Annotated in this window: 11 protein-coding genes and 6 pseudogenes; 9 read left to right on the top strand and 8 right to left on the bottom strand. The window is 73.9% G+C overall.

Annotated features, from left to right (window positions below; translation table 11 throughout):
• Window position 1: 1 nt before the first annotated feature.
• A pseudogene (locus tag FF86_RS52945) lies at window positions 2–490 on the bottom strand (glutamine synthetase); the annotation flags it as partial.
• 433 nt (window positions 491–923) lie between these two features.
• On the opposite strand from FF86_RS52945, the gene FF86_RS19855 reads away from it, so the two are divergent.
• Together FF86_RS19855 and FF86_RS19860 are read left to right on the top strand one after the other, a co-directional pair.
• Window positions 924–2,141, top strand: coding sequence for an amidohydrolase family protein (locus tag FF86_RS19855; RefSeq protein ID WP_082122014.1), 1,218 nt, complete (start codon window positions 924–926; stop codon window positions 2,139–2,141).
• 426 nt (window positions 2,142–2,567) lie between these two features.
• Window positions 2,568–3,179 (top strand): DinB family protein, encoded by a 612-nt coding sequence (locus FF86_RS19860; protein WP_396229956.1) that lies wholly within the window; start codon window positions 2,568–2,570, stop codon window positions 3,177–3,179.
• A gap of 51 nt (window positions 3,180–3,230) precedes the next feature.
• Here FF86_RS19860 and FF86_RS19865 read toward each other — a convergent pair whose 3' ends face one another.
• Window positions 3,231–3,725, bottom strand: a complete 495-nt coding sequence (locus FF86_RS19865) for a VOC family protein (RefSeq protein ID WP_082122022.1) — start codon at window positions 3,723–3,725, stop codon at window positions 3,231–3,233.
• A 98-nt stretch (window positions 3,726–3,823) separates the two neighbouring features.
• Between FF86_RS19865 and FF86_RS19870 the strand changes: the two genes are divergently transcribed.
• Window positions 3,824–4,906 (top strand): YafY family protein, encoded by a 1,083-nt coding sequence (locus tag FF86_RS19870; protein ID WP_044886283.1) that lies wholly within the window; start codon window positions 3,824–3,826, stop codon window positions 4,904–4,906.
• Here FF86_RS19870 and FF86_RS19875 read toward each other — a convergent pair.
• The 3 genes and pseudogenes from FF86_RS19875 to FF86_RS52955 form a co-directional block, all read right to left on the bottom strand.
• Entirely contained in the window at window positions 4,875–6,485 is a 1,611-nt protein-coding gene (locus FF86_RS19875; protein WP_044886282.1) for a cell wall metabolism sensor histidine kinase WalK, read from the bottom strand. The genes FF86_RS19870 and FF86_RS19875 overlap by 32 nt on opposite strands.
• A partial coding sequence (locus FF86_RS52950; RefSeq protein ID WP_242419113.1) for a winged helix-turn-helix domain-containing protein occupies window positions 6,482–6,743 on the bottom strand: 262 nt, incomplete at its 5' end. The genes FF86_RS19875 and FF86_RS52950, both read right to left, overlap by 4 nt.
• 1 nt (window position 6,744) lies before the next feature.
• Window positions 6,745–7,204 (bottom strand): annotated as a pseudogene (locus FF86_RS52955) (response regulator); the annotation flags it as partial.
• 276 nt (window positions 7,205–7,480) lie between these two features.
• On the opposite strand from FF86_RS52955, the gene FF86_RS19885 reads away from it, so the two are divergent.
• The 3 genes and pseudogenes from FF86_RS19885 to FF86_RS19890 form a co-directional block, all read left to right on the top strand.
• Window positions 7,481–8,297, top strand: an 817-nt coding sequence (locus tag FF86_RS19885) for an acyl-ACP desaturase (RefSeq protein ID WP_242419114.1), incomplete at its 3' end; no start/stop codon positions are given.
• 1 nt (window position 8,298) lies between these two features.
• Window positions 8,299–8,419, top strand: a pseudogene (locus FF86_RS52960) (acyl-ACP desaturase); the annotation flags it as partial.
• A gap of 121 nt (window positions 8,420–8,540) precedes the next feature.
• Window positions 8,541–9,056: a hypothetical protein gene (locus FF86_RS19890; RefSeq protein ID WP_044886279.1), complete on the top strand. Its 516-nt coding sequence runs from the start codon at window positions 8,541–8,543 to the stop codon at window positions 9,054–9,056.
• Between the two features lie 37 nt (window positions 9,057–9,093).
• On the opposite strand, the pseudogene FF86_RS52965 reads toward FF86_RS19890, so the two are convergent.
• The 3 genes and pseudogenes from FF86_RS52965 to FF86_RS19900 form a co-directional block, all read right to left on the bottom strand.
• Window positions 9,094–9,272: pseudogene (locus FF86_RS52965) on the bottom strand (dTMP kinase); the annotation flags it as partial.
• Between the two features lies 1 nt (window position 9,273).
• Window positions 9,274–9,738, bottom strand: a pseudogene (locus FF86_RS19895) (dTMP kinase); the annotation flags it as partial.
• Complete coding sequence (locus FF86_RS19900; RefSeq protein ID WP_044886277.1) at window positions 9,735–10,178, bottom strand: hypothetical protein; 444 nt, start codon at window positions 10,176–10,178, stop codon at window positions 9,735–9,737. The pseudogene FF86_RS19895 and the gene FF86_RS19900, both read right to left, overlap by 4 nt.
• Before the next feature lie 878 nt (window positions 10,179–11,056).
• Here FF86_RS19900 and FF86_RS67180 point away from each other — a divergent pair.
• The 3 genes and pseudogenes from FF86_RS67180 to FF86_RS19910 form a co-directional block, all read left to right on the top strand.
• Window positions 11,057–11,141, top strand: an 85-nt coding sequence (locus FF86_RS67180; RefSeq protein WP_396229959.1) for a histidine kinase, incomplete at its 3' end; no start/stop codon positions are given.
• Between the two features lies 1 nt (window position 11,142).
• A pseudogene (locus FF86_RS67185) lies at window positions 11,143–12,037 on the top strand (sensor histidine kinase); the annotation flags it as partial.
• Window positions 12,034–12,675, top strand: coding sequence for a response regulator transcription factor (locus FF86_RS19910; RefSeq protein WP_044886275.1), 642 nt, complete (start codon window positions 12,034–12,036; stop codon window positions 12,673–12,675). The pseudogene FF86_RS67185 and the gene FF86_RS19910, both read left to right, overlap by 4 nt.
• Window positions 12,676–12,812 lie beyond the last annotated feature (137 nt).

Genomic DNA, 12,812 nt, shown 5'->3' on the forward strand with positions numbered 1-12,812 from the left:
NCCATTCGATCTCGAAGGCCATCGCCACCCGTAGCCCGCGTGCGGCCAGGCGCGCCGTCTCGACCCGGACGAGCTCCCGGGCGTCCTGGGGATGGGGCACACCGCTCTGATCACGGCGGTCCGCCGGCGCCCACGCCCACCCGGGTTGGGCGGCGAGCGCGGTCAGCCGGTCCAGGTCCGGATGCAGCCGCAGGTCGCCGACCGGACCACCGGCGACGCGGCCGGCGGTGATCCCGTCGTCGGCGCCGAACGCGTCGAACACCGGGGACGCGCCGACGCCCCACACCACCGCCGCGTCCAGCCGGCCCACCGGCACGCCCTTCATCCGGGTGATGCCGCTGTTGTCGACGAAGGTGCAGGCGACGCAGACGACGCCGCGGACCTCCAGGTTCGTCGCCGCATGCCGGGCCGCCGCGGCGAGCCGGTCGCGCTCGCGGCCGCCGGTGGCGCTGATCCGCGGCGCGGCGCGGTCCCACGCAGGGTCGTTCATGATCGGCCTTCCCGCGGAGGCCGCGTGCGGCACGGATATCGCTGTCCCACGGATGTCGCCTTCCCCACGGATCCGACCACGGGTGGCTCTCGCCTGGCACCATGCTCGCGCGTCAGCGGACTCCATGTCGGGNGAGACGCCGGACGAGACCCCGCCCACACCGGTCCGACTGTCACTGACAGTAAGATTGAGTTGCGATCCCACCGGAGATGCCCACTGTGCATCGGGCGACCGTCCGAGGAGTTGTCCACAGCTTTCGCCTCGGCAAGAAGATCTGAAAATACGCCAACATCACTGATGTTCGGCTCGACTGTCCCCAGGCAGGCCAAAGTAATCCACATGTTATCCACAGGCGCCGCGCACAGAGAATGGTTACTCAAGGTGATTGCCGTGGCCAGGCATGACCGCGCCGTCCCGTGGGGATCAGTCAGGGATGGGGCGCTCCGGAGGTGTCGGCGGACCCGACCTCGTCGATCACGGGCCCGTCGACCACGGGCCCGTCGACCTCAAGCTCGTCGACCACGGACTCGTCGACCTCGAGCTCGTCGACCATCACTGCCACGGCCTCGTCCGGCGTGACCTCACCCGCCCGGAGTTCGAGAGCATGCTCACCGAGGCCGATCGGCCCGGTCCACCCGGAACGACGCTGTTCGACAGCCAGATCGGCCTCGCCCTGCGGCGCTGGTGCGCCCCGGCGCTCGACCTTCCGCCGCACGCCGACCCCGAGACCTACCTGGAGCGGCGGGCCGAGCTCGGCCACGCCGAGGTGCACCGGCGGCTGCTCGGCGCGTCCGGCATCAGCACCTTCTGCGTCGACGCCGGCTTCCAGCCCGAGCCGCTGACCGGCGCCGAGGACCTCGCCGGGTTCGCCGGCGGGCGGGGTCTCGACGTCGTGCGCCTCGAACGGATCGCGGAACGGGCGGCCGTGGACGTGCTCACCGGACAGATCGGGGTCACCCACCTCGCCGACACGGTGCGCGCCCGGCTGGCGGAACGCACCCCGTCGACGGTCGCGGTGAAGTCGGTCGCCGCCTACCGGGCCGGACTGGCCCTGCCGGCGCGGCGACCCACCGATCGGGAGGTCGCCGCCGCCACCCGTACCTGGATCAACGAGATCCGGGGCGGCGCCGCGATCCGGCTGCACGACCCCGTCCTGCATTCGTTCCTGATCTGGTGCGGGGTCGAGGCGCGGCTGCCGGTACAGATCCACGTCGGTTACGGCGACGCCGATCTGGACCTCGCCCGCGGCAACCCGCTGCTGCTCACCGGCCTGCTGCGGGCGATCGCGCCGACCGAGGTCGCCGTCCTGCTGCTGCACTGCTATCCGTTCCACCGCGAGGCCGCCTACCTCGCCCAGGTGTTCGCCAACGTCCACCTCGACCTGGGGCTCGCGATCAACAACACGGGTCGCGGCTCCATCGGCCTGATCGCGCAGGCCCTCGAACTCGCCCCGTTCGGCAAGTTCCTGTTCTCCACCGACGCCTACGCCCTCGGCGAGCTGTTCCTGCTCGGCGCGACCCTGTTCCGCCGCGGCCTGGCCGCCTTCCTCGCCGACGGCGTCGACGACGATGCCTGGACCGCCGCCGACGCCGCCCGGATCGCCCGGCTCGTCTGCGCCGACAACGCCCGCCGCGTCTACGCCCTGTCCTAGACCCAGACGAGTAAGTCCCCTACGCTCAGTAGGGCGTCAGCATGGTGAACGCGGACTCGCCTCCGCGGCCCAGCAGCCCCGGCCCAGCAGCCCCGGCCTAGACCCCAGCGATTCCGGTGTTCCGCGGAACCGCACCCCACAGCCGGGCCCCGATTCCGGTTCCACCGATCATGGTGCGGAACCGGACCACGCCTCCGCACCCACCCTCGGTGATCATGGCGTTCCCTGCGGAACCGGGCCACGCCGTCCAGCCGGCCCCCGCCCGCCACGAGCTGTGCGACCCATCCAGCCAAGGCCTGCCATCCGATTGAGGTCAGGACTTGACCGCAATGACCCCTAGCGTGACCTCATCAGACAGACAACGAAGGGCGACAGGCGATGACCACCACGCAAACCGGTGCGACCACGGCGATCTCGACCACANCCATCTCGACCACAGCAAGCCCGACCAGCGCGGGCCCCGCCATGGAGAGCGCGACCAGAGCCACTGCGAGCACGGGGACCGACGAGCAGGCGGCGGACCCCGCCCCGCCCGCGCTCACCGGCGAGCGCGCGGACCTGCTGGCGAACCTGGCCCGGCGCCGCGCCTTCCTCCGGTTCACCGTCCAGAACCTCGACGACGAGCAGGCCTCGCGGCGCACCACGGTCAGCGAGCTGACCCTCGCCGGCCTGGTCAAGCACGTCGCCGTCGTGGAACAGCGGTGGCTGAACTTCGTCCTCGTCGGCGCCGCGGCGTTCGACGGCGACATGACGGCCCGCGAGGAGGAGTTCCGCGACGGCTTCCGGCTGCTGCCCGGGGAGACGCTGGCCGGCATGCTCGACCGCTTCGACGAGGTTGCCCGCCGCACCGAACGGATCGTCGCCGAGGTCGCGGACCTCGACGACGCCCACCCGCTGCCCGTGGCGCCCTGGTTCGAGCCCGGCGCGAGCTGGTCGGTGCGGCAGGTCCTGCTGCATCTCATCGCCGAGACCGCCCACCACTGCGGGCACGCCGACATCCTGCGCGAGTCCCTCGACGGCGCCCGCACCATGGGCTGACTCCCCCGCGCAACGGCGTCGGCGCGCGGGGGAATCACCCCGGACTCGGCGTCAGCCCTGTCGGTGGGGGGCCGGCGGGCACAGGCAGAAGGGGTGCCCGGCGGGGTCGAGCAGTACCCGCCAGCGCTCGCCGCCGGGCTGGAACTCCGCCTGGGTGGCGCCGAGCTCCTCGGCCCGGCGGATCGCGGCGGGCAGGTCCGCGACCCGGAAGTCGAGGTGGAACTGCTGCGGCACCTCCTGGTCCGGCCAGCGCGGCGGCCGGTAGTCCGCCACCCGCTGGAATCCGAACGTGAGCGTGGTGCCCGGCGGAGTCAGGTAGGCCCAGGCGCCCTCGTCGTCGGCGCCGCCGACGCCCCAGCCCGTCAGTTCGCCGTAGAAGGTGGCGAGCTCCCGGGCATCCGGACAGTCGAGCATCAGCCCGGCCCACACCGTCGGCGTCACGCCCGCCTCGACCACCGTCTCCTCGGCAGCCGACTCCTCGGCGGCCGACTCCTCAGCGGCCGGCTCCTCAGCCACAGTGCCGGCGACCGTCTCCGTTCCCGTCATGGTCATCTCCTCTCGGACCTGCTGGTGTTGCCTGCGCCACCCATCCTGGGCGGGATACCTGACTTCCTCTGTCAGGATTGGCGCGCGAGAATGCGGGCGTGCGTGCCAGCCGCCTGCTGTCCGTCCTGATGCTGTTGCAGACGCGCGGCAAGCTGACGGCGCGCCAGATCGCCGACGAGCTGGAGGTGTCCGTCCGGACCGTCCATCGGGATCTGGACTCCCTCGCGCAGGCCGGCGTCCCGGTGCTGGCCGACCGCGGGGTCACCGGCGGCTACCGGCTGCTCGCCGGCTACCGGACCCGGCTGACGGGACTGACCGCGAACGAGGCCGACTCGCTCTTCCTCGCCGGGATGCCGGGGGCCGCCGCCGAGCTGGGCCTCGGCGCGATGCTCGCGGCGGCCGAGCTGAAGCTGCTGGCGGCGCTGCCGGAGCCGCTGCGCGAGCGGGCCGGCCGGGTGCGCGAGCGCTTCCACCTCGACGCGCCCGGCTGGTTCCGGGCGACCGAGGAGACGCCCCTGCTCGCCGAGGTGGCCGACGCGGTCTGGGCGCAGCGCCGCCTCCGGGTCACCTACCGGCGCTGGCGGGCCCCCCGGGAGGTCGATCGCGTCCTCGACCCGCTCGGCGTCGTGCTCAAGAGCGGCATCTGGTACCTGGTCGCCGCCGTGCCCCTGGACGCGGACGGCAGCCGCGACGGCGAGGAGATCGGAGTGGACGGCGTGCCCACCGGGCCGCGGGTGTACCGGGTCGGGAAGATCCTGTCGTTGACGCCGACAGGGGAGGGCTTCGACCGGCCGCCCGACTTCGACCTCGCCGCCTACTGGGCCGCCTGGACAGCCCGCTACGAGGCGGAGGTCTATCGGGCGACGGCGACGGTGCGCCTGTCGCCGGCCGGGTTCGCGCTGGCGCCGCACCGGTTGCCACCGGCCGTCAGCCGGAGCATCCGGGACAGCGCGGGGCCGCCGGAGGCGGACGGATGGGTCCGCGCGCGGCTGCCGATCGAGTCGGTCCGCCACGCGCAGGGCGAGCTGTTGGCACTCGGCCCCGAGCTGGAGGTACTCGATCCCCCCGAGCTACGCGCCGCCCTGGCTCGCGCCGCGGCCGCCCTCGCCCGCCTCTACGACGTCGCGGCCCCGGCGCCATCCGGCGCGGTCAGGCCGACGGTGCCACCCGGAAGCTGCTGATCTCGTGCCTCTCTGCGACCGGTTGCGGGGGCAGTATCAGGCGGAAGGTGCTGCCGGCGCCGACGGCGCTGGTGACCTCGACCCGGCCGCCGTGGGCCTGCGCCGTCGCCGCGACGATCGACAGGCCCAGCCCGCTGCCGCCCCGGCCCTGGGCCCGGCTGTCCGCGGCCCGGTAGAAACGGTCGAAGACGTGGTCGGCGACCTCGGGCGGCAGGCCCGGCCCGTGGTCGATCACGTCGAGCACGGCGCCGCCGGGCGGCATCGGCCCGCCGGAACCTGGCGGAGGTTCAGGACGGCCCCCCGATCCACCCGGCCCGGCCGGGTGGGGTGATCCTGCGGACCCGGCGGCCGGTGGGGGCACGTCGCGCAGGCGCACCTCGATGGCCGCGTCGGGCGGGGTGTGGACGCGGGCGTTGGTGAGCAGGTTGCCGACGAGCTGGCGCAGTGCGTCCGGGTCGCCGAGGACGGGGCAGCTCGCCGGGAGCTCGGCGCGCACCGGGCGGTCGGGGGCGACGGCGCGCAGGTCGGCGACGGCGTCGCGGACGAGGTCGGCGAGGTCGAGCGCGGCCCGCCGCATCGGCCGCTGCTCGTCGAGGTGGGCGAGATAGAGCAGGTCGTCGACGAGGTCGCCCATCCGCGCCGCCTCCTGCTGGATGCGGCGCAGCGCCTGGTCGGCCTCGTCCGGCGGCACCATCCCGGCGCGCAGCAGGTCGGCGTAGCCGCGGATGGACGTCAGCGGCGTGCGCAGCTCGTGCGAGGCGTCCGCGGCGAACCGGCGCACCTGCTCCTGGGAGGCCACCCGCGCGGCGAACGCGGCCTGGATCTGGCCGAGCATCGCGTTGAGCGCCGCGGCGAGCTGCCCGGTCTCGGAGCTGGGCGGCCCGGCCGGCACGCGCCGGTCGAGGTCGCCGCCGGCGATCGCCGCCGCGGTGTCGACCATCTGCCGCAGCGGGCGCAGGCCACGGGTGAGCCACAGCCAGGCCAGGGCGGCCACCGCGGCGAGCACGGCCGCCCCGACCGCCAGCTCGATGCGCACCAGCCGGCGCACCGTGTCCGCGACCGGCCGCAGCGGCAGCGCGACGAGCACCCGGGTGCCACCCGAGAAGGTGCGCTGCACCGCCCGGTAGCGCTCGTGATCGGAGACGACGGTGAAGGGGACCGGGCGCCGCGACGAGCCCGGCCCGGTCCCGGCAACACCGCCCGCACCGCCGGCGCCGGACCGTCCGACGTCGGATGGTCCGACGCCGGACCGTCCGACGACGTCCAGCAGCGGGGTGGCCGGCGGCGGGGGGCTCGCGGAGCCGGCCACCCGCAGCACCGTGCCGTTGGGCCGACGGATCTCCACCAGGTAGTCGGTGGGGCCCAGGGCTCGCTGCACCCCGGCCCGGTCCAGCATCGACGGGCGGGTCAGCAGGGTCCCGACCGGCAGCCGGCCGAGCACCTCGGCGCGGCCGAGCTGCTGGTCGACGCGGTCGTAGAGGTAGGAGCGCAGCGCGAACGCGCTCGCCGTGCCGGCGATGGTCAGGCCGAGAGCGCACAGCGCCACCAGCCCGGCCATCAGCTTCAGTCGCAGGGTCACCGGTCGGTCCCCGCCGCGGGCAGGCGCAGCGCGTAGCCGAAGCCGCGCTGCGTGTGGATGAGCGACGGCCCGTGCCGGCCCAGCTTGCGCCGCAGGTAGCTGACGTACTGGTCGACCACGGTCGGTTCGCCCGCGAAGTCGTAGCTCCACACCGCGTCGAGGATCTGCGCCCGCGACAGCACCCGGTTGGGGTTGGTCAGGAAGTATCGCAGCAGGGTGAACTCGGTCGGCGACAGCTCGATCGGCTCGCCGGCCCGGNGGACGACGTGGGTGTCCGGGTCGAGTTCGACATCGGCGAAGCGAAGGATGGCCGGCGGGTCGGGCGCGGGCTCGGGCCGCGGCGGGGACGTTCGGCGCAGCACGGCCCGCACCCGGGCGACCAGCTCGTCCACCGCGAACGGCTTGGTGACGTAGTCGTCCCCGCCGTAGGTCAGGCCGGCGATCTTGTCTCGGTGGGCGTCCCGGGCGGTGAGATAGACGACGGGCACACTCTGACCGCCGGCCCGCAGGGTCCGGCAGACCTCGAAGCCGTCGACGTCGGGCAGCATCACGTCGAGGATCATCAGGTCCGGCCGGGCCTGGACCGCGAGCTCCAGCGCGGCCCGCCCGGTCGCCGCGGTCAGGACGTCGAAGCCGTGGAAGCGCAGGGCCATCCGGAGCAGGTCGACGATGTTGGGCTCGTCGTCGACGACCAGCACCCGCGGAGCTGCTGCCACCATGTCCGGCTCCCTCGATGTCCCGTGGCCGGGGCCCGGCGGCCCACCGGCCGGCCCGGGTCCGGGTTGGTCCGGGTCCGGTCCGGATGTCGAGTTCATCGGAGCATCGTGAGAGTTCCATGTGAAGGGACCGGAAACGCACGTCGGCCGGCCCGCCCTCGGCCCGGTGGTGAAAGTCCTGGTCGCGCAGGCGAACTGGCCGGCCGGAACAGTCTCGCGAGCGGGAATCCACACCCGTGGGACATGGTTGACGGGCGTCCAGTCTGGAACAGTCTCCCAATGAGATCACTCACGGACACCGAGCTGATTCGCGAGCTGGAGCCCGTCGCCGAGGCGAACGTGAACCGGCATCTCGGCATCGCCACCGAGTGGATGCCGCACGACTACGTCCCCTGGAGCCTGGGCCGGGATTTCGACACCGTTCCCTGGGAGCCCGGCCAGTCATCCCTGGCGAAGGCGGCGCAGATCGCCTTCGAGGTCAATCTGCTCACGGAGGACAACCTCCCGAGCTATCACCGGGTCATCGCGGAGGGTTTCGGCCGGGACGGCGCCTGGGGCACCTGGGTGCACCGGTGGACGGCCGAGGAGGGCCGCCACGCGATCGCGATGCGCGACTACCTGATGGTCACCCGGGGGGTCGACCCGGTCGCCCTCGAACGTGACCGCATGTACCAGATGAGCCGGGGCTTCGACCGGCCCGGCATCACGCCGCTGCAGTCGATGGCGTACGTGTCCTTCCAGGAGCTGGCGACCCGGGTCAGCCACCGCAACACGGGTCGTTTCTGCGCGGAGCCGGTCGCCGAGAAGCTGCTGGCCCGCGTCGCCGCCGACGAGAACCTGCACATGATCTTCTACCGCAACCTCGTGGCCGCCGCGCTGGAGATCGCCCCCTCCCGGACGGTGGAGGCCATCCGGGACGAGATCCTCGGTTTCGAGATGCCCGGCGTCGGCATCCGCGACTTCGGCCGCAAGGCCATCCAGATCGCCCGGGCCGGCATCTACAACCTGCGCATCCACCATGACGACGTGGTGACGCCGATCCTGCGCCAGTGGCGTTTCTTCGACCTGACGGGACTGGACGCCGAGGGCGAACGGGNCCGCGAGGAGGTCGCCACCTTCCTCGCCGGCCTCGATGCGGCCGCCACGCAGCAGCAGGCGAAGTTCGAACAGACCCAGGCCCGGTTGGCACGGCGCGCGGAGGCGTTGACCGCCGTCTGACCGGAGCCGTCCGGGCGGGCTTCACCGAGTGTCCGTAGTGCCCTGATCAGGCGATAGTGTCCCGATCTGGGAGGCACGTGCTACGGTCCGGCCGTCGCCGCCGTCGACGGATGGAGCCCGCGTGAGCGTGCACCGAGGGAGCCTCCACCGGATCACCTTTCCGCAACTCGCGCTGGGGATCGTGGCCATCGCCACCGTGGCCGTCGCGGTGCTGATCGGGCAGCGCGGCGCCGCCGCGCCAGACGACGCGGTCGGCGCCAGACAGCCGACCCCCTCCGCCACCGGCGGCACCACCGCCGCGCCCCTTCCCGGCCGGCCTCTCCCGGGCCGCCCCTCCGCCGCCGCTTCGGTCGCGGCCGGCGGAGGCACCACCTCGCCGTCGGGCGGGCGCAAGGACTCGGTGTCCCCGCCTCGGCCCGCCACCGTCCGGCACCCGTCGGCGCCGAACCCGGTCTCCGCCGGCCCGAGTGCCGGCAGCACCGCGGGCACCGGCCGGCCGGCCCTGACCGCGGTGGCCCCGTCCGGGTCGAACCACGCCCCGACACCCGCGCCGCGCGGCCACGGCTCGCGCGCCGATTCCGGCGTCGTCGTGCAGGTGCCGCCGATCGTCCTGCCGAGCTGCCTCGTCGACTGCTGACCCGCCGACCCGCCGGCCCGCCGGCCCGCCGACGCGATCAGCGCAGCAGCGCGCCGAGCCACCCCTCGATGATGCCGACAGCGCTGTCCCGGTCGACGATCAACCAGGGTGAGATCCAGTTCCGGGCCGCCAGGTCCTCGTACATCCGCGCGCACCGCTCCTGCAGGCCGCCGTCGGCCTCGAAGGCGTCCAGCGGCCGGGCAGGGTCGTCGCCGGNCCGCGCCGCCGCGCCCGCCCGCGCCTTGGCGACCGGCACCCGCAACAGCACCTGCAGGTCGGGGGCCGGCAGGGCCAGCGAGCCAAGTTCGAGATCGGCGACCCAGGCCGGGAAGCCGGCCCGCTCGGCCGCCGGGAGCCGCGCCGCGCCGTAGGCGGCGTTCGACGCGATGTACCGGTCGAGGATGACCACGTCGTTGGCGTCGGTCAGGGCGTCGAGCTCGGGCCGCGACGCCGCCCGGTCGAGCGCGAACATCATCGCCGTGGCGCGGGGGAGGGCGGCCAGCGGGGCGAGCCGCGCGTCGCCCCCGAGCAGCCCGCGCATGGCCGGGCCGAGGGGCTCGGCGGCGTATCGCGGGTAGGCGAGGGTCGCCACGCTGCGCCCGGAGTCGGTGAGCCGGGCGACGAGCCTGCCGGTCAGCGTGTTCTTGCCGGCTCCGTCGACGCCTTCGATGGCGATGATCATCCGGCCACCGGCTGCCGGCGGAAGTGCTCCACGACCGCGTCGGACCAGCTCAACAGCCGGCCGGCGAGGGTGGCGGGGATACCCGCCCGAGCCGCCGCCGCCTCGATCCGGGCATAGCGCAGCTCGGACGGCAGCAGCGCGACCGCGCCCGCCTTGCCCTGGAAAGTCGCCCACAGCCCGGTGAGCACCTGGCCGTCGATCGGCGGAAGGGCCGCGGCGGCGGTGCCGAGCACCGCGCGCGACCACCAGCCATCCCCGCGGATGACCGCCGACGCCACCGGCTCGCCTCGCACCACGTCCAGGCCGCCGACGACCAGGTTGTTCGCGTTGCGGACCGCGACCAGGGGGTGGCGGTACTCCAGCCGATCGCCCCGCTCGGCCAGGCAGGCCGCCAGATACCACAGCGACAGCAACGTCGGCGGCGTTCCCGACACGAGCATGCGGCCTCCCCGCCGACGGCATCCACCGGATCCGGTCGCCGCCGTGGGCGCAGTCTACGGCCGGCCCGGCGGCGACCGGATCCGGTCGGGAGCGTAACAAGCCGGGCGCCTCGCGGTCGGCACGCCGCGGCAGGTAGGTCGGGGCAGGTACGTCGGGACAGGTCGGTCACGGCAGGTACGTCGGGACAGGTACGTCGAGTACGTCCACCGACGGATGTCCCGACGCCACCGGCTCGCTACCGTCAATGTCAATGACGAGCACGGACAGGTCGGCGGCCGGACGGGCGCTGGCGCTCGCACGCCCTTCGCCGCCGCCCGGTCGCCCAGGGGCGCGACGCTGGGGGNCCCCGCGTGCCGTGTGTGACGTCACGGCTCTGGTCGCTACTGCCGCCGTGGTCATCGGCGGGTCGAACGGTGCCGCCCAGGACCAGGTCCCACCCGCCCGGGCCCTCGACGCGCCGGCCTTCGTGCTGCTCATCCTGCTCACCGGGACCGTCCTGCTACGCCGCCGCGTCCCGCTGGTGATGCTGCTCTCGACGAGCCTGCTGCTCGGTGCGTACTTCGCCGCCGGCTACCCGCACGGCCCGGCGGTCACTCCACTGGTCGTGGCGGCACTGTCCGTCGGCCTGCACCATGATCGGCGCACGTCCTGGCGGGCGGTGCTGGTCGCGAACGTCGCCCTGCTGGCCGGGTCGGCCGTGGGCGATGCCCGCGGCTACGCCACCGGCGGCTGGGGGTTTGTGTTCGAGATGGTCGGCGGGGTTACGCTGTGCAGCGCGCCGGCGCTGGTCGGCGCGCTGATCCGGCTGAACCGCTTCGCCGCGGCCCAGGCCGCCCAGGAGGCGACCGGACGCCGGATCGAGCAGGAACGACTGCGGATGGCGCGCGAGGTGCACGACGTGGTCGGGCACAGCCTGTCGGTCATCTCGTTGCAGTCCGCGGTGGCCCTGCACGTGCTGGACCNGCGGCCCGAGCAGGCCCAGGTAGCCCTGGAAGCGATCCGCCGCACGAGCGTCGACGCGCTCGACGAGCTGCGCTCCACCCTCGCCCTCACCCGCGCCGGCCAGCAGGGCGGCGCAACCGTCGTCGGCGACGGCCAGCGCGACGGCGTCAGCACCACCGCCAACAGCACCACCGCCAACAGCACCGCCGCCAGCGGGACCGTCGGCGGCGGGACCATCGGCGGCGGGACCGTCGCAGGCAGCACCGGCGCGGCCGACGACCGCCCGCACGCGGCCACTCGGGCCGGCTCGGTCGGTTCCCTCGTCACGGCCCGTGCGAGCCCGCTGCCCGAGCCGCCGCTGACCGGGCTGGGCCGACTGCCGACCCTGCTGCACGAGGTGCGACTCTGCGGTGTTCCCATCGAGCTCGTCACCGAGGATGACGGCGACCTACTGACCGGGCTGCCCGCCGACCTCGACCTGGCCGCCTACCGGATCATCCAGGAGTCGCTGACGAACGTCCTGCGCCACGCGCCGCCGGGCCGCACCCGGGTCCGGGTGGCCCTGGCCACTGCGGGAGGCCGGCTCGCCCTCGACGTCACCGACCGGCCCGAGCCGTCCGAGCCGTCACAGCCGTCCGACCGGCCCGAGCGGCCCGAGCCGTCACAGCCGTCCGACCGGCCCTCGCCCGCCGAACGTTCGGACCTGTCCGGACCGTTCGGCGCGGGCGGATCAGCGCGGGCGGACAACGCACTCCCCGACAGCCAGCGGCCGGGTGGCCAGGGACTGACAGGGTTACGTGAACGCGCCGCGGAACTGGGCGGGGTCCTGTCGGCCGGCCCGGGATCCGACGGCGGCTGGCAGGTCCGGGCCGAGCTGCCGCTGCTGCGCCGCGAGCAGGCGGAGGTCCGCGCGTGATTCGGGTCGTGATCGCCGACGACCAGCCGCTGGTCCGGCTCGGGTTGCGGGTCCTCATCGAGACCGAGGACGATCTCGACCTCGTCGGCGAGGCCGAGGACGGCCGGGCTGCCGTCGAAATCGTCCGGGCCACCCGGCCGGACGTGGTGCTGCTCGACATCCGGATGCCGGTGGTCGACGGCCTGGCGGCGCTGCGGACGATCGTGGCGGACCCGCGACTGGCCGCGACCAGGATCGTCATCGTCACCACCTTCGAGGTAGACGAGTACGTCTTCGAGGCCCTGCGCGCCGGTGCCTCGGGCTTCGTCCTCAAGGACACCGAGCCCGCGGACCTGCTGCGGGCGATCCGGGTCGTGGCGGCGGGCGAGTCGCTGCTGTCGCCCACGGTGACCAGGCTCGTCATCGAGACGTTCGCCCGCCGACCGGCCGTGACGGCCCCGGATCTGAGTGGGCTCACCGTACGTGAGCGTGAGGTGATGAGCCTCGTCGGTCATGGGATGTCCAACGACGAGATCGCCGCCCGGCTGGTGATCAGCCCCGCGACGGCCCGCACCCACGTCAGCCGGGTGATGGTGAAGCTGGCCGCCCGCGACCGGGCCCAGCTCGCCGTCCTGGCCAACCAGGCCGGCCTGGTCTGAGCCGGCCTGGTCTGAGCCGACCCGGCCTGGACCGGGCCCGCGTCTGCGCGTACCGAGAACACCGCTGGGCCACGCTCATTTGCGTACGCCGGTGTCGTCCGTCGACGGACGACGTCCCCCGGTCGCGCCGGCACTCT

Origin of the sequence: Frankia sp. CpI1-P, assembly GCF_001421075.1 — a bacterium.
Lineage (GTDB): Bacteria > Actinomycetota > Actinomycetes > Frankiales > Frankiaceae > Frankia > Frankia torreyi.

What these genes read in the sequence shown, in the direction of transcription:
- FF86_RS19855 (WP_082122014.1), top strand. Translation starts at nt 924, where the DNA reads ATGGGGCGCTCCGGAGGTGTCGGCGGACCCGACCTCGTCGATCACGGG.
- FF86_RS19865 (WP_082122022.1), bottom strand. Translation starts at nt 3,725, where the DNA reads ATGACGGGAACGGAGACGGTCGCCGGCACTGTGGCTGAGGAGCCGGCC.
- FF86_RS19900 (WP_044886277.1), bottom strand. Translation starts at nt 10,178, where the DNA reads ATGCTCGTGTCGGGAACGCCGCCGACGTTGCTGTCGCTGTGGTATCTG.